The following is a 25,222-nucleotide window of genomic DNA, read 5'->3' on the forward strand; positions in this document are numbered from 1 at the left end:
ATTTTAATTCTTACTTTTTATAAGCATTGGTAATCTCCACAACATAAACATCGTGGAATCCACCCTTGGCACCATACCACTGGAGCAGGTCCTTGTCGAGGAACTTCTCGGCGGTCATACTGTCCTTATAAAGTTTGCGGCATTCCAGGGTGAGTCGTGACTGCTCGAAGGCGATGCTACCGTTATCTGTTTCTACAGGAATCAGTCCTGTTTCCTTCGCCTTATCCAAATCGCGTCCGCTCTTAGAGCCGCAGAAGTTATAAATCTTCCGAGCCTCCTCGCTGTTGCCGAGGAAAGAGAGAGTCATGAATTCATTCTCCTCGATGATGCCGTGGGTGAAACGCTCCGGACGGATAAAGACCACAGCCACCGGCTTGTTCCAAAGCCATCCCAAACAGCCCCAAGAGGCGGTCATCATATTGAAATGTTCCTTGTTGCCGGCACATACCAGCATCCACTCCTTACCAATAGTCTCGAAGACGTTGTCATTCAGTTCTTTTACGTTGATCTTTTCCATCTTATCTGTTCCTTTCTTTTTAATTTCTAATTACCATAAAATTGCAACAGCAGTATTCTGATTGCTGAATGCTGCCCATATCAACTGCAAAGATACAAGAATAATCTGAAAAAGCGAATGTTTCTTTAAGAAAATCGCATCACTCTATTGAGGATTATGCCTAATTAATACTTTTTTATGCCACAAGAAGGCTGAATTGAATACGATTTGTGAGGTAGGAAACCGACCTTGATTTACATTAACTTTGCATCAGCAGTTGAAAAAATAATTCACATTTTATTTTGTCAGTTGCCCAAAAGTCAGTACCTTTGCACCCCGAATGCCGAAAGCCGGGAAGGCGGAAGGCTTCGATTTATTATTCATTTATAAACATTTAATTTAATGTACAAAACAATTTTCAACAAGCGCAACAGCCTGAAGTTCAACCGATTCTCTAACAAGAACTACTCACTCTTCGCAGTTTTGGGAAGAGAGGTACTTGTTGGTGCACTCAGCGTTGCTACCCTGAGCCATGCTAAAGCAGCAGGCGTAAGCACAGAGGGAGCCAAGGTTGATTCTACCCTCTACAAGGGCGGAAAGGCTTACGAGTTGGATGCGGTGAGCGTTACCGGATCTCGTGCGCCGATGACTGTAGAGCAGTCACCTAAGATTGTGTCTGTCATTACCCGCGACGATATTCATCGTGCGGCTGCGCAGACTATCAACGATGTATTGAAATTAGCTACCGGCGTGGATGTCCGTCAGCGTGGTGGCTTTGGTGTTCAGACGGATATCTCCATCAATGGTGGAACCTTCGACCAGATTACCATTCTCTTGAATGGCGTCAACATTTCCAATCCTCAGACTGGTCACAATGCTTCTGATTTTCCTGTAGCTCTTGCTGACATCGACCACATCGAAGTGCTCGAGGGGGCAGCATCGCGCTTATTCGGAACTTCAGCCTTCAATGGTGCCATCAACATCGTAACCAAGAAAGCTAAGAGTGAGGGGGTATCTGCAAGTGTAGAAGGCGGAAGCTTTGGAAGCTTCGGAGCACAGGGACGTGTGCAGACGGCTTTTGAGACAGGCAAGTGGACTCATGCTTATTCTGTAAGCGGAGGCTACAAGCGCTCGGATGGCGGAACAGACAACAGCGACTTCGAGAAAGGACAGGGCTACGGCAATCTCTCTTTCTCTTACGACCAGCGTTTCGACATCAACGCCCAGTTGGGTATTGCTAGCCAGAGCTATGGTGCCAATACTTTCTACAGCGCCAAATACAACAACCAATATGAGAAGACAGACCACGGTCTGGCTTCGCTCAATCTGAGTCTGCACAACCAGGAGAAGACCTGGGAGATTGCGCCTCAATTCTATTATAACAAATTCAAGGATCACTATCAGCTGATTCGTGGAAAGGCTGGAGCAGCAGCAGGCGAAAACTATCACGACCTCGATGTTTATGGTGGTGGACTGAATGCCAACGTGGCTTGGGCTTTGGGTAAGACTGCTGTAGGTTTCGACCTCAGCAAGGAGCGCATCTACTCTACTGCATTGGGCGAGGAACTCGCAGAGAAAGACTATAAGAACATCTCGGGTTCTGACCGTCAATATACCCGAAAGGGTGAGCGCACCAACACCAACATCATGTTGGAGCACAACTTCATCTTCGGCGGCTTCACCTTGTCGGCAGGTGTCTTGGCTAACAAGAATACAGGTTTGGACAACGACTTCCGCTTCTATCCTGGTGTGGATATGAGTTATCGTCCTAACGACAACTGGAAGTTCTACGCTTCCTGGAACAAGGCATTGAGAATGCCTACCTACACCGACTTATACATTAGTAATGCGGTGCAACAGGGCGACCTCACCCTGAACCCGGAGAAGAACTCAACCTTCAAGGTGGGAACTCAATATCGCCAGACTGGTTTTGCAGCAACCGTTAGCGGATTCTACGCACACGGCACCAACATGATTGACTGGGTTCAGACATCCGTGACCGAGCAGAATGACAGCAAGTACCACGTGATGAACATCGGAAAGCTCAACAACATGGGCTACAACGTAGATGCTACTATCTACATGAGAGAGTTGGTACCAAACAGTTTCATTACTCGCATCAAGTTGGGTTATGCTTACATCTATCAGGATCATAAGACCGAGACCAACATCCTGAAATCACTCTATGCATTGGAGTATCTGAAGCACAAGGCTGTGTTCGGACTGGATCATCAGATCTGGAGCAAGCTTTCAGCTTCCTGGAGCGTAAGATGGCAGCAGAGAATGAATGGCTATCATCCATACACCAAGGTAGATTGCAAACTGATGTGGGACGAGAAGAAATACAATATCTTCGTGAAGGCCGACAATATCACTTGCCACCGCTACTACGACCTCACAGCTGTTAAGCAGCCAGGTTTGTGGATTATGGCAGGAGCCAGCGTAAATCTCGGCCGATAATATAATCAGATAATAATCATCCCAAAAGATGATAAATATCCGAAACACGATTCGGATATCAAATAAAAAACGAGCCTTGATGGAGGTTTCTTCCTTCCGTCAAGGCTCGTTTCCTTTTATTCCGGCTATTTCCTTTTATTTCAGTTATTCCGGTTTCTGATATTTTCCGTTCACTTTTATCGGTTCGAGATGGATTCCCACATGGGTATCTGCACCGAAGTGCTGCTTCAGTTTTGTTTCTATATGAGTAGCATGCTCATGCGCCTCATAAAGCGAAAGAGAACCCGGAAGGCGAACGTGCATTTCTATCGCAATCTTGTTTCCGATGCGACGGGTACGCAGGTTATGAATCTCTCCTACTCCCTGCTCTTCGTTCGCAATCTTCAGAATTTCATCTTCCTCCATTTCCGGAAGACTGGCATCCGTCAGTTCTTTCACAGACTGCATCACCAGTCCCCAGGCAGCCTTGATGATGAAGGCACTCACGATGATGGCAGCCAGCGGATCGAGCACCGCCCACTTTTCTCCCAGGATGATGGCCCCACCAATACCGAACATCGTTCCGATACTTGATAAAGCATCGCTGCGATGATGCCAGGCATTCGCCACTACAGCCTCAGAATGATATTTCTTTCCGGCTTTAACCGTAAACTGATAAGCCCATTCCTTCATCACGATACTTATGATGGCAGCAATCAAGGCTACAACGCCCGGCTGCTGGAGTGTCTCGCCGCAGATGGCACGATAAATTTTGGTTACGCCAGAATAACAGATCATCACACCCACCACGAAGAGCGAAATGCCGATGATGGCTGTGGCAAGCGTCTCGTATTTGCCATGACCATAATCATGGTCCTTATCTATCGGCTTATTGCCCAGTTTTACGAATACCAGTACCACCACATCGGTAGCGAAATCGGTAAGCGAGTGGATGGCATCCGCTATCATGGCTGCCGAATGTCCGAGAATACCTGCAGCAAACTTCAGCACGAGCAGCACCACATTGATGATGCTTCCCGCTATCGTCACCTTATATACTTCCTTTACTCTATCCGCATCAGCGGAATGATTCTTTTTCGTTTCTGCGGGCATCTCTTGCTCGTTATTTATTCTCTCATTCTTGTCCATACTATAAAATATAACAGAAGTCCTTTGCTTCCTTAATAATGTTTTTGTATAACCAAATTCCTGTCTTTCATGAATTGAGCGGCAAAAGTACATCTTTTTTCTGAAATCGGATAAAAAGAGAGATTAAAAAAGTATAACGAATGAGGAATAATGTGATAGCGAAGAGAGAAAAGCATGGAATTTTGTGATAAAACGCCTTAAAACAATAGGAATTTTGTGATTTTCAGTCCGAATTCCTTTGGAATTTTGTGATAAAGTTGTACTTTTGCACCCGATATCAGGTATTATATTATTCTGTGACAAGAACATTATCACAATAAAAGCGGTTGAAAAAACCGCAAGATGAAACAATTATGGTTTTAAATTACATTTGGATAGCATTTTTCGTGATTGCGTTCATCTTCGCACTCATCGGATTGGCAATGGGAGATACGACTATCTTCCAGAAGATTGTAGATTCCACCTTCGACTCATCCAAGAATGCCTTCAAGATTTCTCTCGGACTGACGGGCGTGCTCGCCCTCTGGCTTGGCATCATGAAGATTGGAGAGAAGGCGGGAGTAGTGAATGTGTTGGCAAGAGCACTCAGCCCGGTCTTCACCCGTCTCTTCCCTGACATTCCGAAAAACCATCCGGTGATGGGAAGCATCTTCATGAATATCGCTTCGAATATGCTGGGACTCGATAATGCGGCAACACCTACAGGATTGAAGGCGATGCAGCAGATGCAGGAACTCAACACGAAGAAGGATACGGCGACGAACCCGATGATTATGTTCCTGGTTCTGAACACCTCAGGACTCACCATCATCCCTACCACCATCCTTGCCTTCCGTGCCTCCTATGGTGCAGCCCAGCCTACGGATGTCTTCATCCCTATCCTGATGGCTACGCTCGTGGCTACGCTTGCCGGAATCATCATCACTTCGCTCTGGCAGCGCATCAACATCCTGCAGCCGGTATTGCTCGTTACTCTGTTGGGAATGTGCGCCTTCGTAGGCATCATCATCTGGGGATTCGGACAGATGGACAAGGATACGATGAACACGGTTACCACCTTGGCTTCTAACATGATTCTCCTGGGCATCATCCTCTGCTTCATCCTGGCTGGTTTCTGGAAGAAGGTGAATGTATATGATGCATTTATCGAGGGAGCGAAGGAAGGTTTTACTACTGCGGTGAAGATTATCCCTTATCTCGTAGCTATCCTTGTGGGCATCGGCGTGTTCCGTGCTTCGGGAGCGATGGATATGGTGATTCAAGGCATTTCGTGGTCGGTAGAACAATGCGGCTTGAACGCCGATTTCGTAGGCGCCCTACCTACCGCCATCATGAAACCGCTGTCGGGAAGTGGTGCACGAGGCATGATGCTGGAGGCGATGAAGAACTATGGTCCTGATTCGTTTGTGGGCAGATTGAGCTGCATCTTCCAGGGTTCCACCGACACCACCTTCTATATATTGGCAGTATATTTCGGAAGCGTAAGCATTAGGAATACCCGCCACGCCGTGGCTTGCGGCTTGCTCGCCGATTTGGCTGGAGTCATCGCAGCAATCGCTGTTGCATATTTATTCTTCGGATAAGAGTCTCCCACAGATTTCACAGATTTACACAGATAATCTTTGAATGACGACGCAAGTCCAATTTAACATTTAATACTTAACATTCAACATTAAGAAAGATAATGGCAAGTTTAAAATCACTAGCAAAGGATACCGCCATCTATGGTTTGAGCAGTATCATCGGCAGATTCCTCAACTATCTGCTTGTACCACTCTATACGGCTAAGATCAGCGCCGCAAGTGGTGGTTATGGTGTCATCACCAACATGTACGCCTATACGGCGTTACTCCTCGTTATCCTGACCTACGGAATGGAGACCACCTTCTTCCGTTTTGTCAACAAGGAGGGAGAAAACTCAGAAAAAGTTTATCACACGGTTTTGAGCATGGTGGGCTTCACCTCCCTGCTCTTCATCGCCCTGGTACTCCTCTTCATTACGCCTTTGAGCGATGCGATGGGCTACGCCGACCATCCGGCTTATGTATGGACCATGTTCGTAACCGTGGCTATTGATGCCTTCCAGTGCATCCCGTTCGCTTACCTCAGATACAAGAAGCGCCCATTGAAGTTTGCTGCCTTCAAGTTGCTCTTCATCGGTCTGAACATTGCGCTCAACCTGGTTTACTACGTCATCATGGATGGTCACGATGTGGGTTATGCTTTCTACATCAACCTGGTTTGTACCGGCTCCATCACCTTCTGTTTCTACAAGGAACTGAAGGAAGGATTCATGGGCGAGAAATGCTCCTGGAGCGAATGTAAGGTGCTCGTCAGGAAGATGATGGGCTACAGTTGGCCAATCCTCGTGCTCGGTATTGCCGGTATTCTGAACCAGACAGCCGATAAGATTCTCTTCCCTTACATCTATGAGAAGGGCGATGCTCATGCACAGCTCGGAATCTACGGAGCAGCCAGCAAGATTGCGATGATCATGGCGATGATTACCCAGGCTTTCCGCTATGCTTACGAACCGTTCGTATTCGGCAAGGCGAAAGATAAGGACAACCGACAGACTTACGCTTCGGCGATGAAATATTTCGTTATCTTCACCCTGCTCGCCTTCCTGGTGGTAGTAGGTTATCTGGATGTATTGCGCCACATCATCGGTCGCGACTACTGGGATGGTTTGAAGGTAGTGCCTATCGTAATGGCTGCCGAAATCATGATGGGAGTATATTTCAACCTCAGTTTCTGGTACAAGCTCATCGACAAGACCATCTGGGGTGCTTACTTCTCGGGCATCGGTTGTGCGGTATTGATTGCCATCAACGTTATCTTCGTACCAGTTTATGGTTACATCGCCTGTGCCTGGGCTGGTTTCATAGGCTATGGAACAGCCATGCTTCTCTCCTACTTCGTGGGTCAGAAGAAGTATCCTATCAACTATCCGGTGAAGGAGATTATGATTTATGTGGTTCTCGCCCTCATCCTCTTCGCAGGAATGACCGAGGCTAACAGATACTTCTCCAGTGGAATTGCCTGCCTCATCAACACGGTGCTCATCCTCATCTTCGCCGCCTATCTCGTGAAGAAGGATTTCCCATTGAAGAGTCTGCCGGTGGTGGGAAAATACTTTAGAAAGTAAGAGATTCCAATCATTGAGATTATATTCCAAGAAGTCCGTGGACAATGTGTAAGTCCACGGACTTCTTTTGTTTATATTATACAGAACCTTCGCATGCGGTTCAAGAATAGACAAAAGGACCCAATGTTCCTGGTCCCGAGCAATACTCAGGATATAATAGCAGCCAGCAAGGCGCCCTGTAAGAGCTAAAGCAAACGGCTGAGTGAACGAAACGAGACGACTGAGTATTTTGAAGGATATGACTATGCAAGCTGAAGGATACGGCTCCGTTAACCGAAGGATACGGCTCCGTAAGCTGAAGAATATGACTGCGCAAGTGAAAGAAGACGTCTGATCAGGTTCAAAGAGATAGAATATGGAGTTCAAGGAGACTGCTTCTGGAAAGTTGCCACTAGGCTCAGCAGCTCTGCTGAGCCTAGTCAGCAGGTCTGCTCACTGCAGTCAGCAGGTCTGCCGAGCATACTAAGAAAGCAGCTGGTATGCGCACTTGCATATCAGCTGTTTTTGCACTTTTTAGTTCGACTTGTTGTAAAATATCACACTTTTAAGGACGACCTTTTGTGGTTTTACACATTTTTAAGGACGTTTTTTGTGGTTTTTCAAAAGAAATCAGTATCTTTGCAGCAATATTCCCTCACAAAAGTGTTGGTAATAAGGTATTATTCCCTCACAAAAATGTACAGACACAAATATCATTCCCTCACAAAAGTGTAGCAAACATGAAAAGATTCATATACAACCATCTGAAAGACTGGAAATTATCCAGTAACAGGAAGCCACTCATCATGTATGGAGCAAGACAAGTTGGCAAGACCTATATCATCAAAGAGTTTGGCGACAACGAATTTGAGAATATGGTTTACATCAACTGTTACAAAAACAAAAGCATTGCTCAACTTTTTCAAGGTGACGCAAATGCAGAAAGACTTTCCATCGGCCTTGCTGCTTATGCACACCAAGACATCACTCCTGGCAAGACCCTTGTATTTCTCGATGAGATACAAGAGATTCCACCTGTTTTGTCCTCGCTGAAATATTTCAGTGAAGACAAGCCAGAATTGCATATCATCGTAGCAGGATCATTGCTCGGTGTCATGAACATGAAAGGAGAATCCTTCCCTGTCGGTAAAGTTGACATCATGCACCTCTACCCCATGACTTATGAGGAATTTCTACTTGCCAATGGAGAGAAACAACTTTTGGATTTATTGCAAAGCGGAGATAAGGAACTTATCAACAGCCTCGCCCCAAAATTCATAGAATACCTTCGACGATACTACTTTGTTGGAGGTATGCCCGAAGCAGTATTGGAATTTACACAAAATCACAACCCAATGCAAGTAAGGCAAATTCAACAAAACATCTTGAATGCATACGAGGCAGATATCAGCAAACACACCGAAGAACAGACACAAAGAGTAAGAATGATATGGCAATCAATCCCAGCCCAACTGGCTCGCGAGAACAAGAAGTTCATCTATGGTGCAATAAGAAAAGGAGCTAGGGCTAAAGATTTCGAGATTGCAATACAATGGCTCACTGACGCAGGACTCGTCCATAAGGTAGAAAGAACAAGAGATGCCAAATCTCCATTAAAATTCTATGCAGACATGGATGCTTTCAAATTATATGTGCTTGATGTAGGTTTGTTGGGAGCACTCACAATGGCACAACCTGACCAGATTCTCATTGGCAACAACGTGTTTAGCGAATACAAGGGGGCGTTTACTGAGAATTTCGTGCTTCAACAGCTGAAATCTCTTCCTTACTTACCCATATATTATTACAGTAAGCCAAGCTCTACCCAAGAAATTGATTTCATAGTACAAGCCGGCAGCGAAATCTTACCAATAGAAGTAAAGGCTGAGGAGAATGTAAAGGCAAAATCACTAGCAGCATTTATCACTCACGATTTTGCCTCCTATCATCTCAAAGGTATCCGTTTCTCCATGCGAGGTTTCCAAGACCAAAAATGGATGGAAAATGTACCACTATTCGCAGCAAGAGAGTTTGTTAAACACAAGGTAGAGAAGAGTTTCATCATCAAATAAGCCATAGAAGTATGAGGAAGAAACTGAATAAGAAACTTTGCATGGATGACATCTATGAGATTTGTATTCTTACCCATGGTAATAACCGTAAAAAAGCTCATCTTTATCAACTAACATTTGATGAGGACGAGCGAATATCCACAAATGCCCTGTGGGTATTCACTCATTTCGACATGCAGAACAACGAGTGGCTCTATGCCAAACACGATGACTTAATAGACCGAGTTCTCGTAGAGAAGAATGAGACCAAGCGCCGCCTGATGCTCCAACTCCTTCTCCGTCAGCCTTTCGAGGAAGAATCACTCCGTTCCGACTTCATCGATTTCTGCATCGCCAAGATTACTGCCTGTTCCCAGCCCTACGCCATCCGCTGCTACTGCATGAAGCTCGCCTACGAGCAGATGAAATACTATCCCGAACTCCTCGAAGAGTTAAGAATGGCTCTGGATATGCTGGAGCAAGAGGTTCTATCACCAGGAATGTTATCGGCAAAAAAGCAAATTATGAAGAAAATCAAGCGAAGCCTTGGAAAATTCGGGAAATAGTCGTAACTTTGCAAACGTAATATTCTAACAATATAATACATAAATGGATGGAGATACAACTGAACGATTATCACAAAAAAGTCAATGCCCAGATGCAAAAGAGCATGGCTTATTGGCGAGAGCATCCGCTTTCGCTGGAGGAGTGCTTAGCTCAATTCAAGCGCTTGCGGGAACAACGGCTTGCAAGGGAGTCCAAATTGCAAGGTTAAAAGACTGGGCTAAGGAGAATGATTGCTGGATTGAAAATCCGGAATCATTAGGTGTGTTCTCTGACCGAGGTTCAGAGAACGAGGTTTATATGGCCTATGATGGAATACACGTTTATAAACTTAACGACTTCCGTTATTCTGACGACAACCTTACTCCTTTCTTTGAACGAATTGTGGCTCACAACCAATACTTCACAGCATGCCCCTACGATTTCATCGGTTTCTCACAGAATCGAGACGGCATGATTTGTGCTGTCCTTCGCCAACAGCTTGTTGTAAATGCGAGGGAAGCTACTCCCGAAGAAATCAAGGCAGAGTTTGAGCGCATCGGTTTCCACGCAGAAGACAATGGAGAATATTTCACCAATGGCATTCACGACATCTTCGATGCCGTGCCCAATAATGTATTGGTTGGAGATGACGGCAACTACTATTTCATAGACACCATCATCTTCCTGTCAGACGATAACGGCTTGGATACTTACAAAAAGTATTCGCCAAATTATTCGAAAGGACAATAGCGTTCATAAGAAGTGTGCCACCTCTTATGAACGCTATTTATTATTTCAATTTCTTAGGGAGAGGCTCGTCTACATGAAATTTAAATTGATGAACACCCTCCTGATAAAACTCTTGCTCTATAATAATATCCTTTGCACTTTTACATTTTTCTATAAATGTATGAGCCTTTTTCAAGAAAACAAGATTAGAAGATCCATCATTAGGCTCATTATAATAAAATTTCTGTACTTTTCCGCCATCAAAACGTACTCTTACATAATTTGTACCATTATATTCATTCCCTACCATTTGACCTTTTGTAATTTCCAAAAGGACATCATAACCATATTTTTTCATCCATCTTACAGTAATAGTCAAATAAGAATTACCTTCATAAGGAAAATCAAAATTAGCATAATTATCACTTTGAAGAGAATACCAATAGCTCTTACTATCATCCATATCATCTTGACTTGTGCTCAAGTCCCAAGACTTCTTTGTAGTAGGATGTTGATCTTCTGTCATTAATGTCGACGTATCAACTGCAACAGTATCTGAATCGACAGATGAGTTTACAGAATTTGAAGACATCAAACTACCACATGTGCCAATACACACCAAGACAAAAATTACACAAAGTACTGCCAATAAAAATTTCTTCATAAATATAAGATTATGCCCTTAGGCCTTTTGCCAACTGTTTCCCTGAAGTAAGCGGTTAATAATAGGAAAAGCGTGGGAACTATTGCTTATTACTCTGTTGAGGCTCTGGACTGCCCACTCCTTAGTAATGAAGCAATAGCCCACGCCTATACGATATATTACGCCCTTCAGAAAAGGGTACAATAATCCTAAGCGTGAGCAGTATTGCCATTATCTCAAGGAGTGAAATTGTCCAGATTTCAACAGGAGATAATATCAAAACGCTCTATATAAAATTGAGTCTTCATCACGGCAAGTCTTTTCATGCCGCTCCAACTCGAATGCAAAGGTAGTGATTATTTCTGAAAATCGCATCATTTTAAATAAGTTTTTTCTAAGAAAATTAATGTTTAGGCACACAAGTAAGCTATAAATGGGCAATTCTTTAATATTTTACCCTAAATCATTGGTAAATTCGGGAAATAGTCGTAACTTTGCAAAGTTAAATATCAAGCATTACATCTATGAATAAAGATAATATCAACGAGTTCGCATCCTTCGATGAGTATCTTCGACAAGGAGAACCTTCGCAGAAGGAAAGTGCCGAGAACTGGAAGACGGCTATCGGATTGCAGGCTGTAGATGGGCTGCAACCGTCGGCGTATCTCATAGATGTGGCTAAACGAAACATCGAAGGAGAAATCACTCTGGATGAAACCAGAAAACTGATTGACTCTTACTATCAGAGCAAGACAGTCCGTACACCTAAGGATGAAAACGAGGAAGAGGCAGATAAGGTTTCAGCCAACATCGCAAAGATTCTCGCCAGCAAGACCTTTGCCTTCAATACCAACGGATATGTTTCCCTGCACCGAAGAATTTTCGAGGGGGTATTCAAGCACGCAGGCGAAATCCGCCAGTATGATATTTCCAAGAAAGAATGGGTGCTCGAAGGAGATTCCGTAAACTACCTGAATTGGGAAGACTTGCGAAGAGCATTGGATTGGGATATTGAGCAGGAGAAGAACTTCTCATATAAAGGTCTGACGGATGATGAGAAGATTGAGCATATTGCCAAATTCATTTCAGGCATCTGGCAAATCCACGCATTCAGAGAGGGAAACACCCGAACCACGGCAATTTTCACCATCCAATATCTCCGTTCGTTAGGATATGAAGTGAACAACGAAATGTTTGCCAAACACTCCTGGTATTTCCGCAATGCCCTGGTTCGTGCCAACTATCGCAATATTCAGAAAGGCATAGATTACTCTCCTATCTACCTTGTTCGTTTCTTCAGGAACTTACTCCTAAAAGATGGTTGGGTTCTCAAGAACAGGTATTTGCATATCCGGCCGACTGATGATTGGAAAGAGCAGCCGAACTTAAATTCTCAAACAGGAAGTGGACAGAAAAACAACTTCATAAATAAAGAAGGAGAAGAAAATGTCCCAAGTTCGTCCCAAGCTTGTCCCAAGTTCGTCCCAAGTTCGTCCCAAGTAGAAGAACTCATAATACGTATAAATAAAGATTATCTATCCATCGGCGATATAATGAACCTGTTTGGATTAAAGAACAGAACCAGATTTAGAAAGGAATACATTACCCCAGCCCTAGCCGAAGGAGCCTTGGAGATGAAATATCCAAACACCCCAAGACATCCACGCCAGCAATATCGAATGACAGAACAGGCAAAGACTTGGAAAGAATGGTATGAGAAAAAGAATAAATAACATCATAATAAAAATAGAAAACAAAAACAAGTAATGAAGAAAAAAGCAACGGTCCTTATCACCTCTATCATGGCGTTCTGCGGAATCAACACCGCACACGCTGACGAGGGAATGTGGACGATTTACAACTTGCCTAACGCTGTATATGAGATGATGCAGCGCGAAGGCTTCAGTATGACTTACGACCAGCTCTACAATGGCGAGAACGCCTTGAAGAATGCCGTGGTTAACTTCTCTGGCTATTGCTCAGGCGTAGTCGTTTCTCCAGACGGTTTGGTATTTACCAACCACCATTGCGGTTTCGAGGCTATCAGAAGCCACTCTACCGTGGAGCACGACTATATGCTCAACGGTTTCTTTGCTAAATCTTACGCAGAGGAATTGCCTAACGAGAATATGTTCGTCAGCTTTATGGTTGAACAGAAGGATGTAACCGATAAGGTGATGAGCCTCGGATACGAGAAACTCGACAACAAGAAGCGCGATGAACTCATCGATTCTCTGGAGAACGAGATGACCCAAGAGGCGAAGAAGAACGATTCTACCCTCCATATCACCGTTCAGCCTTTCTACGAGGGCAACAAGTGGTACGCTACTACTTACCGCGACTTCACCGACCTACGTTTGGTTTTCACCGTACCAAAGTCTATGGGTAAATTTGGTGGCGATACAGACAACTGGATGTGGCCTCGCCAGACCTGCGACTTCTCTGTATTCCGCATCTATGCCGACCCTAAGACCAATGGTCCTGCTGCCTACAGTAAGGACAATGTGCCTTATCATCCAAAGCGTTGGGCTCAGGTTTCTCTCCAGGGTTACAAGGATGGCGACTATGCGATGACCATGGGTTACCCAGGCAGCACAGAGCGTTATCTTTCAAGCTACGGAATCCAGACCATGCGCGATGCAGAGAATGCGCCTCGTGCCCAGGTTCGTGGCGTAAAGCAGGAGGTAATGCAGAAGCACATGCGTGCCGACGAGGCTGTCCGCATCAAGTACGACAGCAAGTACGCCAGCTCTTCGAACTACTGGAAGAATGCCATCGGTATGAACAAGTGTATCGACTCTATCGGCATCGTGAATCTGAAGCGTGAGTACGAAACCCGTCTCCGTGCTTGGCAGGATACAGCCAAGGCAGCCAACGATCTCGCCCACAAGGTAGATTTCGACAAGCTCGCCAAGCTCTACAAGGAGAGCGCAGACGTGAAGTATGCCTGGACCAACTTCTCTGAATCTTTCACCAGAAGAAGCAACATTGAGTTCTCTACCCGTGCCATCAAGCTCCAGACCAATATGGAGGTGAAGGGTCCTGAGAAGAACAAGAAGAAGCAGTATCATGAGTTTGAAGATAACTCTGCAGAATGGGATATGGCGCTCGACAAGGAGGTGCTCGCTACCCTTCTGAAGAACTACAAGGAGCACGTAGATGCCAAGTGGTTGCCTAAGTTCTACAAGACTATCGATACTGAGTTTGGCGGCAACTACGCCAAGTATGTGGATTATCTCTGGGAGAAGTCGCTCATCATGAAGAAGGGCGCCAAGCTCTATTTCAACAAGAAGGGATATGAGAAGGATCCAGGCGTAAGCTTCGGTATGGATTTGAACGATGTATTTGCAGATTTCGCTGCTCAGATGGGCAGCATCAACGACAGCATCGCCGAGCAGGAGAAGTATCTCTGTGCTGCCAAGCTCCGTATGGAGGAGGACATGCCTCACTACAGCGACGCCAACTTCACCATGCGATTGAGCTACGGTCAGGTAGGCGGTTTCGACCTCGGTGGCAAGCCATCAGGCTACTATACAACAGCCGAAAGTCTTGTTGAGAAGATGAAGAAGGGCGATAAGGTAATCGATTACTACGCTGAGCCTATCATGCACGAACTCCTCTCTGAGAAGGATTTCGGCAAGTATCAGGATAAGACGACTGGCAAGATGCAGCTCTGCTTCCTCACCAACAACGATATTACCGGTGGTAATTCTGGTAGCCCTATGTTCAATGGTAAGGGTGAGTTGATTGGTCTTGCCTTCGATGGCAACTGGGACAGCCTCAGCTCTGACATCAACTTCGACAAGCGCCTGGCTCGCTGCATTGGTGTGGATATCCGCTATGTGCTCTACCTGATGGATAAGTGGGGCCACGCAGACCGCCTCTTGAAGGAAATCAATGCAAAGTAAATTCTATCTCTGAATCAACAGAAATGATATGAAAAGAGCGGAAAATCAGCTGTTAACTGTTAACCTGTTAACTCCTGGCTTTCCGCTCTTATTTTTTCTTATAGGTTCGCAACTAATATTGCGAGATATTATTCAGCTCCTTCAATGAAACCTGACGAGGCTTCTCGGCAAGTTTCTTCTTCAATTTATCCACCGTTATTTCTGCAGATGGATTGAAATCGGCAGAGCGCATGTAATCAATTACACTCTGATAGAAAGCCTTGCCTTCCAGATATCTGGCAGCCTTCTCCAAATTGCTCATACAGACGAGGAGTTTTCCGGCTCCCACCTTCCATTCCATCACCAAACCCAACTTATGATTCCGCTCGATATTATCTATCACCTGAACAATCGGGCGATAATCCTTGGCGAAGTTGTCAAGCACCAGCGGATGCGATTCCTTGATAACTGGGAACCATTGCCAGTTGGTGTGCATTTCCGTAGGGAATCCCTTGAATATCGGATGTTCCGGATTCGTCAGAATACCCAGGGTTCCTGGAGAAACTTTCTTCTTGTTGTTCTCGCAGATGGTCTTGAACATGCGATAGTTCCAGTAATCGGTTTGGAAGAGTCCACCCACGGTATAAGGCGTAGCATTATCTACCTGCGAAAGCGTATCATCGGCAGCCACGAAATGGCTGGAAGCCGTAGGCATCCAAAGCACCTTTCCGCCATTTTCCAAGACTTTCACCACTTCCTCATTCAAATCCTTGGCTATGATAACGCCCTTCTTTTCCAACGCCTTCTTCGGATAAACCCAAAATTCGTACGAGTTTCTTGCCTCTGTTTCCTCGATATTCAGCGAAACATTCAGTTTGGTTGGTTTATCTGCAGAAATTTCCTCGTCCAAGACGCCCACATCTATCAGTCCCTCATCATAAGTAAAGATATTCATCACGCCTTCAGCATCGCCTATCTTCCACTTCAGTTTCTTTCCGTAAAGCGAAGAACCGCCATAGTTGGCAACCTTTACCTTAGCCTGAATCTTCTCGCCGTCCTCGAAGCAGAACTTCTCCACCTCCAGCAGAGGAACCACAGGCGAACACCACTGGCGCCATTCCTCGGGCGTAGTGATTCCCTTGCTCTCCATAAACGCATCCAGGATGCCTACGAAAGCACTTCCCTGACCGGGATAATCCTGAATATCGAGCAATTGGAAGCCCGCCATATTCCGGGTCCTCAAATCCATCTCTATATCCGCTTTATAGAGTTTCACGCTCCATAAGCCCGAAGCTTTGTGGAAATCATCTGCCTGCGAGAGCATTCCGGCAGCAGCCAGCCTGCGGCGGAACACTTCGAAGTTATAAGGATGAAGCACTCCGGTGTATTTCTTCATTTCCCGATAATCAGGATAGGTCTGAAACTGGCCTGTTTCGTGAGAGATGATTGGGATTCCTGCCTTATCGCAAGCCTCATCAAAATTCATCGTAGAATTAGGATGGAAATGATTGATCATTCCTCCATCGTAGGCATCGGCAAACGAGAAAGAACCACGGGTATAGGTATTGTATTTGCCCCATCCCTCGCCTCCGATGCGGCAAGTGGTGAAGTAATCCATTCCTTCTTTTATTCCCTGATAACCGAGATAGTAATTGCTTCCGAAGGTATAGTATTTATCTGGCGCAATCTTGCGGAAATCATCCACAAACTCCTTCATCTTGTCAATATCTCCCCAGAGTTCATTACCCAACGCCATCATTCTGAAAGATGGATGATGACCGTATTCTCTGAGGATGTTCTCGCCTTCCTGATGCAGGAACGCCATCAGCCTTTCATCCTTCTTGTCAAAAGAACCCCAGAAAGGAAGTTCCGGTTGGAGATAGATTCCCAGACTGTCCGCTGCCACGAAAGCCGCCTCCGGTGGGCACCAGGAATGAAAGCGCACATGATTGATTCCATACTCCTTGCAGGTTCCGAGATACTTCATCCAGCCTTCCACGCTCATCTCTACATGTCCCGTCAGCGGCCATACAGCCGCATCGTGCTTGCCACGGAGGAATATCCTATGACCATTGGCGTAGAAGTGAGCGCCCTTGATATGAAAATCCTTGGCGAAATCAGGCATCTGAAGGGCGGAAGGAGAATCTACAGAACGGCTAGGGATTGCTCCTGTTAGAGTTTCTGCAGATTTGCTCTCTACAGAGCTGGCTAGCTGGAGTTCTATCCTTCCGATAATTCCATTCCAGTTGGTCTGCGTATCTTCTGTATAAGCATGGCTGGAGCCGTAAACCTGATCAGGCACACCTCTTCCATTATCCACCACGATTTCCAGGAGATGCTTGCCCGGCTTCACCTTCTTTGGCAGAAGATAGCGCTGGGGAGTAAAGATGAAGTTGCAGGAATCCACCAGTTCTCCATCCACATACACCCATGTCGGTCGGGTACGTTCCAGGAAGAGTTCTACTGGCTTCTTTTTCCAGTCCTTCGGGATATTGATGGTTCTGGAATATCTTGCAGCTCCTTTATAGGCATAGAGTCTCGTAAGATGCGTAGTCTCCATCGTATCTTTCGGAGCGAATCCCAGATGGTTCGTGTCGATGGTGCCTGGGAGGATGGCACGCTTCACCTCACCCTGGAAGGCACGCTTACTCTTGGCAAAAGCACTACCGCTCTTTCCCAACTCCACATTCCATTCACCAGCGAGCGAAATGCTCTGTGCTTGCAAGCCCAGACTTACCAGTCCCAGACAAGCGATAAGAATAGATTTCTTCATTAACTTATTACAGAATATCTTTTAGGGTTAAAATTGCGTATAAAGATACAATAAATTTGATGTTTACGGCTGCAAATATACAAAAAATGCGGTAAAAACACCGCAATTTACCAAAGAAATTGCTGTATTTTTACCGCAAAATATGGATATTGCATCAAAACATCCCTTTGATGCAGGCTTTCATCTTATTATAAATCGCTGCCTAAATTACTTCTTTTTAGGTCTGCGACGAGCCCAGCCTTCTTCCTCGAAGTTTGGCTCCTCGCCCTTGAACTTCACGTTGTCGTTGTTCTGGAAGAACTGGCGCCAATCGCCTGTATCCTCCTGAGGGCGAGACTTTCTTCCGCCACGAGATTCGCCACGGCTTCCACGTCCTCCCTTTCCACGAGAATCATCAGAAGAACCTCTGCGGCTGCGTCCGCCTCTTTCTGAAGAACGACCGCCTCTGCCCTCAGAACTGCGGCCTCCACGGGCTGCTCTGCCATGACCTTCCTCATCAGCATCGTTACATCTTACGGTTCTGCCCTTATACTCAGTACCGTTCAATGCCTTCATCACGCGCTTCGCATCCTCCTCAGGCACCTCGATATAGGCAAACTTACTCAGCAGGTCGATGTGACCCACCTCCTGGCGACCCTTCACATGCTTGTTCAGATACTGCATGATTTCGCCCGGATAGAAACCATCCGCCTTACCCAGGTTGATGAACAGTCTCTTGAAACCAGCCTCAGTCTCGTGCTTTCTGCGACCATTGGAAACCTTGCCACGGCCTTCGCCACGGCTTCCACGACCTTCGCCGCCACGGGAACCCTTGCCGGTTTCTGGCTTGATAATCTCAGGAGCATTCTTATAGTAATCGAGGAACTTACCGAAGGTGATGGTTACCATCTTCTTGATGATGTCCTCCTTGTCGATGTACTCAAACTGGCGGTTGATTTCAGCCATGTATGGTTCAATCTGATCCTCATCCACATCGGTCTTCATGATGTCGTCCATCGTCTTGAAGAGCTGCTTCTTGCAGATTTCCTCTGGAGTTGGCAAAACGCCATCCACGAAATCCTTGCCAATCTGCTTCTCAATCTGGCGAACCTTGAACTTCTCTCTGGTATGTATGATAGAGATGGATGTTCCCTTCTTTCCGGCACGACCCGTACGACCGCTTCGGTGGGTGTAACTTGCCACATCATCAGGCAAACCATAGTTGATAACGTGAGTCAGATCATCTACGTCCAGACCGCGGGCAGCCACATCGGTAGCCACCAGGAACTGAACAGTATGGTTACGGAACTTCTGCATGGTGAGGTCACGCTGCTGCTGACTCAAGTCGCCGTGCAGCGCCTCTGCATTATAACCATCCTTGATGAGCTTATCCGCAATATCCTGAGTCTCCAGCTTGGTGCGGCAGAAGATAATTGCAAAGATGCGTGGATAGAAATCCACCACGCGCTTCAGGGCGAGATACTTGTCCTTGGCATTTACCAGATAGTAGATGTGGTTTACATGCTCAGCACCCTCGTTGCGCGAACCCACTACGATTTCCTTGTGGTCGTGCAGGTAGTTGAGGGCAATCTTCTCGATGTCCTTGCTCATGGTAGCCGAGAAGAGCAGGGTGTTTCTATCTTCAGGCACGTTCTCAAAGATGGCATTGATGCTCTCTGAGAAGCCCATATTCAGCATCTCGTCAGCCTCATCAAGCACCACATTGTTCACGTTCTCCAACTGAGCCACGCCACGATTAATCAAATCGAGCAGACGGCCAGGGGTAGCTACGATAATCTGCACACCATGCTTCAGGGTGCGAATCTGGCTTCCGATGTCGGTACCGCCATAAACTGCGGCAATATGCAAACCGTCGATGTACTTGGCAAAACTGTTCAAATCGTCTGCTATCTGGAGGCAGAGCTCACGTGTAGGACTGAGGATGATAGCCTGTGTCTGCTTGCTGCCGGCATCAGTCTTCTGGATAACCGGAATACCGTAAGATGCAGTCTTACCCGTACCGGTCTGCGCCAACGCAATCACGTCGTTCTTATTACCAAGCAAATATGGGATAACTTCTTCCTGAACTGGCATTGGATTCTCAAATCCAAGCTCTTCAATGGCACGGCGAATCTCCTCGCTCACGCCTAATTCTTCAAATGTCTTCAAATCTTTTTAACCTTAATTCATTATAATCTAAATGGAAGGCCGAATTCACCCTCCCAGCCATGAATTAGGGTGCAAAATCCTTCCGAAACGCTTGCGGCAATCCCACGCATTTATTAAGATTGCCTAAATTCGGGTGCAAAGATACGAAAAAAATGTGAGTTTCTTGCAGATTTCTGCAATATTTTATTACCTTTGCATGAAAGTTACAACAAACAGATAACCAAGAAAACTTGAAATATATGAAAAAAGTTATTTTCACCCAAGAATGGATTGCTTTGCATCCATACGAAAAAGCAGACGAAACAGATCTGTATTATACAGAACTCGCCAACGAAATATACCACGCTCTTGACGAGGCGTGCTACACCCATAACTTCAAGAATATGGATGAAGCCAAGCAGCTGGCACTCAGCATTGCCGGTTATTTCGAAGATGTGATTTCGGGCACAGGCATTTGGAAAACTTTCACGGAAGAATGCAAACAGCGCTACGGCACCTACATTCCTTTCTATGAGAAAGAAAGCGAATTCATCAAGAGTACGCTCAACGAAGATGATCCGGCTTACGACCCTGAGGAAATCAACATCGCTGATGTCAAGTTCCTGCTCTGGCACCATTACCAGCAGAGCAGTTTTGTACAGGAAGCCGTTCCTTTCCTCTTCGGAACCCTGGAACTGGCTGCCAAACTTGCCTACAACATTCTCGACAGAGAATATGAAACGGCTCCGGAAAACGAGCGTCTTCTGACTTATCTCAGCGAAATGCCTGAGATAGAGGGCAACGCTGAAACGACCGAAGAGGAAATCGAGAAGAACAAGGAGTTGGATGAGATTCACCGTCGCGACACCCTGGCGTGGTTCCATTATGGTTGCTATTTCAACGTAGGCAACCAGAAGCGCCTGCAGTTTACCCTCCAGCAGATGGCAAACTCGCCTCAGGGTCTCACCGAACCGCTCGCTTATTCTGTGCAGATGGAAATGACCATCGTCGGCAGAAACAATCTTCTGGCGCTCACTTCTTACGAATGGCTCTGCAAGATTTGCAGGAACATGCCTACCCATAAGCTTTGGGAGGATGAGGAATTCAGAAAGAAGGCTACTGAGCAATATGAAAAGGTGGATCATGAGAAGGCGATTCACGACTACAATCTGCTCAAGGCGAAGGGATACGAAGACAAGTTCATCTTCCTGGAAGATGTGAAGACGCTGAAGGAATTCCTCAAGGAGATTGAATTCGAGTTGCCAAAGGACATCCGATTTCCTCAGAAATACGAGAAGGGCATCATCTTAAGCGGAAGTCCATATACAGGCATCAACATCAGTTTCGGTCTAGCTCATTGCATCGCATCGCCTGAGAACCCATACTATGTACAGGAGCGTGCTGAGACCGACAGCTTTGGCATTATCAGCGGCAATGGTCTCCCATTCCCTTACGAAATTGTCTGCAAACTGATAGAAAACAACCTGATTCCTGACGCAAACATCTTTACAAGCCAATATGTAAAGGAAGAAGGCTTGAAGATTACGCAGGCAAACCTCCAGTTCCTTGCCGATTACTACCTGATGGGTAGAAAGGATAAAGACCTGTCTCCTAAGGAGTTGTGGTAAAGATGCATTCAGCATACTCAAAAAGTTCACTACGCTAACGCCATTTTTTAAGGGGTTAGCGTAGTAGACTTTTACAGATTTATAGAAGAAAGAGCGGAAAATCAGCTGTTAACTGTTAACTCTGTTAACCCCAGCTGTTCTTCCGCTCTTTTATATTCTAGTATTTTCTCAGTTAGTTATTTCAAAATCACTAATTTAAAAATTGCTTGCAATAAAGAAATACTACAGTCATAAAAATCGTGTTATTCTACTTTGAATAAATCATCCAGCACCACCTCGTTCTGAATGTTTTGCCAGCCAGCATTATGCTCCACACCATACGAAGTTATCATCGTCAGATGGAGGGTCTTCTTCGTTCCTGTAGCTTGCTTGAACAACTCCCTGCGCTTGATTAACCAAGCCGCATAATCGGGAGTGATGGAATAAGGATGATTGACGAACTTCATCTCACAGAGATTGATGGTCTTGTCTCCTCTATCTATTATCAAGTCAATCTGTGCCCCAGGTTGCTTATTACCCTCTGCATCCGTAAAAGCACGGCACGACCACGTGCAGATATTCGAAAGAATACCATCAATACCCAACTTCCTCTTGATTTGAGGAACATGATGCAGACAAACCTGCTCGAAAGCATAGCCCTCCCAACTGGAAATGTCCATCTGGCGATGACTCCAATAATGCTCATCCTCACCATGATAGTTCTTCACATACTTCAGATAGAAAAGCGAATACAGGTCGGTCAACTGATACATGAAATCCCTATCCGTCTTGCCAAAAGCCGAATACTTGCGGATGAAATCGCAGTTGCATAAGTCGGAGAGCACGGTAGAAACATATCCGGAATTCTCCACCTTCAGCTCCTCTATTAACTCCGGGCGAGTCATTCCCTTCAGTTTCTTAGCCAATGCCTCCACCACCCTTCTATAGAGCGTGGATTCCTTGAAGAGCGATTTAAAGAGAAAGCCATATTCGCTCCTCAAAGGGGCACTGGATGAGAAGAAGAGTTCGTCGATATTCTGAGCCACGCTCAGCGAACGATTCAGCATATTGAGATAAAAAGGTGTTCCACCTATCGCCATATACAACTCGGCTATCTGGAAGCGCTCCATCGAGAATCCTCTTGAAGCCAGGAACTCCTCCGTCTCTGCCAGGTTGAACGGACGGAGATAGATGGAGCGAGTTACACGATTGTGCAACCCACCCTTGTTGCCCAGCAGAGTATTCGTCATCCAGGTGGTTGCCGAACCACAAACTATCAGTTTCAGATTGTCCTGCTTCGAAGCCCACTCATTCCAAAACAGTTCGAAAGCCTTGAGAAAGCGAGAATAGCGAGTATCCAGCCAAGGCATTTCATCAAAGAACAAGAGCACTGATTTTTCCTTTTTTAATGTCTCCAGATACTTGCGAAGCATAAACAGAGCCTCCATCCAGTCTTTTGGAGTTTTCTGTTCCTTATGAGAATAAAACTCCAGCTGATGGGCAAAGTTTGCCAACTGCTCCTTACGAGTACCCTCATAGATACCCGTCATATAAAAGTCGTACTTATCACCAAAGAACTTGTCGATAAGATAGGTCTTACCGATACGTCTTCTGCCATAAACAGCCACGAGCTCCGCCCTAGGAGACTCGTAAATCTCCTGCAACAGAGCTATCTCACGCTGTCTTCCTATAATTCCATTAAAAGTACCCATACTTGCAAACTTTATATTTTGTTGGGTGCAAATATACAACTTTTTCTCGGGAAACACAAGCAAAAACGCAAAAGTTTACTACGCTAACGTCATTTTTTTAGGGGTTAGCGTAGTAGACTTTTAATATTTAAAAGAAGTTTTAGAGAAGAAAGAGCGGCAAAACAGCTGTTAACTGTTAACTCTGTTAACCCCAGCTGTTCTTCCGCTCTTTTTTATTTTAGTATTTTCTCAGTTAGTTATTTCAAAATCACTAATTAAAAAAATCCCTGCGCTCGATTAACCAAGCTGCATAATCGGGAGTAATGGAATAAAGACACAAGCAAAACACTTCTGCTCTTGCTCAGTCTTGAGCAAGAGAAGCGTCTTTCCGATACGCCTTCTGCCTATCATCACAGTGAAAAGGGAATGCTTAGCCGATTTTTCCCAGTTCCTGCGCAGTATCTCTATCTCCTTTTTCCGATCATAAAACTTCATAATGTAACAGCCGTTAAATTAATGTGTGTTAAATAAACTGTGCAAAGATACAATATTTTGTCGTCAAAATCCCTAAATCTCAAACAAAAACATACTTTTGGGGAATTTAAAGGCAAAAAGTTAAAATCTAAGACAGATTAATCAGTATCTATCGCACATATTCAACAATAAGCTTAGGCAATATGATTCCTTGAGAATAAAAAGTTTTTTAGAAAACATTCTTGTTATTCAAAAAGTTTTTGTATTTTTGCAACAGATTGGAAGACTATGCATCTATCCTTTCTTACAAGACATTAAATATTAAAAAATAAAAGAGCATAAGAAAATACATTTTAATAACATAATAAGAAATCGCGTTTGCTATTTATTCGGTTGATTCCTGAAACCTGAGAAATTTCATAGAAACACCTACCGAAAGAATAAGTCTGTAAACGTCTGCGCTTTGGTGTGGACGGGACTTATCGGTATGTGTGGGCTTTCTCAGGGCCTTGGAATCAGATAATTTGCCGTTCACGCCATTTTATCTTTTCCATAGTCCACCTAAGAAATCCCACGATTCCACCGCTAAGATAGTTTTTCGCCCAATTAGCGCTTCAAAATGAAAAGACTCCATTCATTAGATGGGAGAGTTGTATCCATACTCTTCCTCTTTGGTGGTGTTGTATCCGTACATGCACAAGATAGCTTGTACCATACAACACTATCAGATTCTGTTGTCTCAGACAACACTCATCGTCTCAAGTTGAAAACATTAGTTGTACCCATTGTCCTCACTGGAACCTCCGCCTTCTATGTTCATAACGGATGGTTGACCAAACAACGTGAGAACATACAAGACAAATTATCAGCCAAGGGGAAACATAAGGTAAAAATCGACAATTACATGCAGTACTCCTCCATGCTTGCCGTCTATGGTCTCAACTTATTAGGTATTGACGGAAAGCATAAATTTTGGGACAGAACTGGTATTCTTGCCTTTTCGTATGCCACCATGGGAATAATCGTAAATGGTATGAAATATGCTTTTAAAGAAAAGCGTCCTGACAACAATGCCCGTAATTCATTCCCATCTGGACATACAGCAACAGCCTTCATGGGAGCTGAATTTCTATACCAAGAGTACAAAGATATTTCGCCGTGGATAGGATATTCTGGCTATTTGATTGCAGCTACTACTGGATATTTAAGAATCTACAATAATCGCCACTATCTCAATGATGTTGTTGCAGGAGCTTGTATTGGTATTATCAGTACAAAGTTTGCATATTGGCTTTATCCGAAAGTATTCACTAAATCCAAATGCCATCACTCTAACTTTCATACGATAAGCACACCTTTCTATGCAGATGGTAAAGTTGGCGTAAATGTCTGTATGTCTTTCTGATTATAAAGTATAATTCGTAAAATAATAAAACAATGAAAACATTACTTTTCATAAAGATGGAACAGCCACATTGTCAGC

The 25,222-nt window shown here is 45.0% G+C and carries 17 protein-coding genes; 10 read left to right on the forward strand and 7 right to left on the reverse strand.

What is annotated here, in order from left to right; all coding sequences use genetic code 11:
• Nucleotides 1–10 precede the first annotated feature (10 nt).
• On the reverse strand, nt 11–517 hold the full coding sequence (locus RCO84_RS12870) for a flavin reductase (RefSeq protein ID WP_317585320.1): 507 nt from the start codon (nt 515–517) through the stop codon (nt 11–13).
• 381 nt (nt 518–898) lie between these two features.
• Between RCO84_RS12870 and RCO84_RS12875 the strand changes: the two genes are divergently transcribed.
• Nucleotides 899–2,956: a TonB-dependent receptor plug domain-containing protein gene (locus RCO84_RS12875; protein ID WP_317585321.1), complete on the forward strand. Its 2,058-nt coding sequence runs from the start codon at nt 899–901 to the stop codon at nt 2,954–2,956.
• A gap of 144 nt (nt 2,957–3,100) precedes the next feature.
• Here the strand turns inward: RCO84_RS12875 and RCO84_RS12880 are convergent, their stop codons facing one another.
• On the reverse strand, nt 3,101–4,084 hold the full coding sequence (locus RCO84_RS12880; protein ID WP_373690126.1) for a cation diffusion facilitator family transporter: 984 nt from the start codon (nt 4,082–4,084) through the stop codon (nt 3,101–3,103).
• Between the two features lie 353 nt (nt 4,085–4,437).
• Here RCO84_RS12880 and RCO84_RS12885 point away from each other — a divergent pair, with 353 nt between their 5' ends.
• The 5 genes from RCO84_RS12885 (at nt 4,438) to RCO84_RS12905 (ending at nt 10,558) form a co-directional block, all read left to right on the forward strand.
• Nucleotides 4,438–5,667 (forward strand): nucleoside recognition domain-containing protein, encoded by a 1,230-nt coding sequence (locus RCO84_RS12885; protein WP_317585322.1) that lies wholly within the window; start codon nt 4,438–4,440, stop codon nt 5,665–5,667.
• Nucleotides 5,668–5,768: 101 nt separating this feature from the next.
• The gene (locus RCO84_RS12890) at nt 5,769–7,232 is read left to right on the forward strand and encodes a lipopolysaccharide biosynthesis protein (protein WP_317585323.1); all 1,464 of its coding nucleotides are present in this window, start codon (nt 5,769–5,771) and stop codon (nt 7,230–7,232) included.
• A gap of 719 nt (nt 7,233–7,951) precedes the next feature.
• Nucleotides 7,952–9,283 carry an ATP-binding protein gene (locus tag RCO84_RS12895; protein WP_287867160.1) on the forward strand — a complete coding sequence of 444 codons (1,332 nt, stop codon included), beginning with the start codon at nt 7,952–7,954 and terminating at the stop codon, nt 9,281–9,283.
• Between the two features lie 11 nt (nt 9,284–9,294).
• Nucleotides 9,295–9,828 carry a hypothetical protein gene (locus RCO84_RS12900; RefSeq protein WP_264902086.1) on the forward strand — a complete coding sequence of 178 codons (534 nt, stop codon included), beginning with the start codon at nt 9,295–9,297 and terminating at the stop codon, nt 9,826–9,828.
• 142 nt (nt 9,829–9,970) lie between these two features.
• On the forward strand, nt 9,971–10,558 hold the full coding sequence (locus RCO84_RS12905; protein WP_317572899.1) for a putative polyvalent protein kinase domain-containing protein: 588 nt from the start codon (nt 9,971–9,973) through the stop codon (nt 10,556–10,558).
• A gap of 40 nt (nt 10,559–10,598) precedes the next feature.
• On the opposite strand, the gene RCO84_RS12910 is transcribed toward RCO84_RS12905, so the two are convergent.
• Nucleotides 10,599–11,201 carry a hypothetical protein gene (locus tag RCO84_RS12910; RefSeq protein ID WP_308228810.1) on the reverse strand — a complete coding sequence of 201 codons (603 nt, stop codon included), beginning with the start codon at nt 11,199–11,201 and terminating at the stop codon, nt 10,599–10,601.
• 503 nt (nt 11,202–11,704) lie between these two features.
• On the opposite strand from RCO84_RS12910, the gene RCO84_RS12915 reads away from it, so the two are divergent.
• Both RCO84_RS12915 and RCO84_RS12920 read left to right on the forward strand, forming a co-directional pair.
• Nucleotides 11,705–12,913, forward strand: a complete 1,209-nt coding sequence (locus tag RCO84_RS12915) for a Fic family protein (RefSeq protein ID WP_317585324.1) — start codon at nt 11,705–11,707, stop codon at nt 12,911–12,913.
• Between the two features lie 33 nt (nt 12,914–12,946).
• Nucleotides 12,947–15,088 (forward strand): S46 family peptidase, encoded by a 2,142-nt coding sequence (locus RCO84_RS12920; RefSeq protein WP_317585325.1) that lies wholly within the window; start codon nt 12,947–12,949, stop codon nt 15,086–15,088.
• 112 nt (nt 15,089–15,200) lie between these two features.
• On the opposite strand, the gene RCO84_RS12925 is transcribed toward RCO84_RS12920, so the two are convergent.
• Both RCO84_RS12925 and RCO84_RS12930 read right to left on the reverse strand, forming a co-directional pair.
• A complete protein-coding gene (locus tag RCO84_RS12925) occupies nt 15,201–17,840 on the reverse strand; it encodes a beta-glycosidase (protein ID WP_317585326.1) in 2,640 nt (879 codons plus the stop codon).
• Between the two features lie 207 nt (nt 17,841–18,047).
• Nucleotides 18,048–19,988 carry a DEAD/DEAH box helicase gene (locus RCO84_RS12930; RefSeq protein WP_317585327.1) on the reverse strand — a complete coding sequence of 647 codons (1,941 nt, stop codon included), beginning with the start codon at nt 19,986–19,988 and terminating at the stop codon, nt 18,048–18,050.
• Between the two features lie 239 nt (nt 19,989–20,227).
• Here RCO84_RS12930 and RCO84_RS12935 point away from each other — a divergent pair, with 239 nt between their 5' ends.
• The gene (locus tag RCO84_RS12935) at nt 20,228–21,595 is read left to right on the forward strand and encodes a DUF3843 family protein (protein WP_217312938.1); all 1,368 of its coding nucleotides are present in this window, start codon (nt 20,228–20,230) and stop codon (nt 21,593–21,595) included.
• A 242-nt stretch (nt 21,596–21,837) separates the two neighbouring features.
• Here the strand turns inward: RCO84_RS12935 and RCO84_RS12940 are convergent, their stop codons facing one another.
• Together RCO84_RS12940 and RCO84_RS12945 are read right to left on the reverse strand one after the other, a co-directional pair.
• A complete protein-coding gene (locus RCO84_RS12940; protein ID WP_317585328.1) occupies nt 21,838–23,286 on the reverse strand; it encodes an AAA family ATPase in 1,449 nt (482 codons plus the stop codon).
• 276 nt (nt 23,287–23,562) lie between these two features.
• Entirely contained in the window at nt 23,563–23,760 is a 198-nt protein-coding gene (locus RCO84_RS12945) for a hypothetical protein (RefSeq protein ID WP_287611341.1), read from the reverse strand.
• Between the two features lie 598 nt (nt 23,761–24,358).
• Between RCO84_RS12945 and RCO84_RS12950 the strand changes: the two genes are divergently transcribed.
• Entirely contained in the window at nt 24,359–25,144 is a 786-nt protein-coding gene (locus RCO84_RS12950) for a phosphatase PAP2 family protein (RefSeq protein WP_317572907.1), read from the forward strand.
• Nucleotides 25,145–25,222 lie beyond the last annotated feature (78 nt).

The organism is Segatella copri (genome assembly GCF_949820605.1).
GTDB lineage: Bacteria > Bacteroidota > Bacteroidia > Bacteroidales > Bacteroidaceae > Prevotella.

Coding starts and splice junctions, on each gene's coding strand:
- RCO84_RS12870 (WP_317585320.1), bottom strand. CDS start 517: ATGGAAAAGATCAACGTAAAAGAACTGAATGACAACGTCTTCGAGACT.
- RCO84_RS12875 (WP_317585321.1), top strand. CDS start 899: ATGTACAAAACAATTTTCAACAAGCGCAACAGCCTGAAGTTCAACCGA.
- RCO84_RS12880 (WP_373690126.1), bottom strand. CDS start 4,084: ATGGACAAGAATGAGAGAATAAATAACGAGCAAGAGATGCCCGCAGAA.
- RCO84_RS12885 (WP_317585322.1), top strand. CDS start 4,438: ATGGTTTTAAATTACATTTGGATAGCATTTTTCGTGATTGCGTTCATC.
- RCO84_RS12890 (WP_317585323.1), top strand. CDS start 5,769: ATGGCAAGTTTAAAATCACTAGCAAAGGATACCGCCATCTATGGTTTG.
- RCO84_RS12895 (WP_287867160.1), top strand. CDS start 7,952: ATGAAAAGATTCATATACAACCATCTGAAAGACTGGAAATTATCCAGT.
- RCO84_RS12900 (WP_264902086.1), top strand. CDS start 9,295: ATGAGGAAGAAACTGAATAAGAAACTTTGCATGGATGACATCTATGAG.
- RCO84_RS12910 (WP_308228810.1), bottom strand. CDS start 11,201: ATGAAGAAATTTTTATTGGCAGTACTTTGTGTAATTTTTGTCTTGGTG.
- RCO84_RS12915 (WP_317585324.1), top strand. CDS start 11,705: ATGAATAAAGATAATATCAACGAGTTCGCATCCTTCGATGAGTATCTT.
- RCO84_RS12920 (WP_317585325.1), top strand. CDS start 12,947: ATGAAGAAAAAAGCAACGGTCCTTATCACCTCTATCATGGCGTTCTGC.
- RCO84_RS12925 (WP_317585326.1), bottom strand. CDS start 17,840: ATGAAGAAATCTATTCTTATCGCTTGTCTGGGACTGGTAAGTCTGGGC.
- RCO84_RS12935 (WP_217312938.1), top strand. CDS start 20,228: ATGAAAAAAGTTATTTTCACCCAAGAATGGATTGCTTTGCATCCATAC.
- RCO84_RS12940 (WP_317585328.1), bottom strand. CDS start 23,286: ATGGGTACTTTTAATGGAATTATAGGAAGACAGCGTGAGATAGCTCTG.
- RCO84_RS12945 (WP_287611341.1), bottom strand. CDS start 23,760: ATGAAGTTTTATGATCGGAAAAAGGAGATAGAGATACTGCGCAGGAAC.
- RCO84_RS12950 (WP_317572907.1), top strand. CDS start 24,359: ATGAAAAGACTCCATTCATTAGATGGGAGAGTTGTATCCATACTCTTC.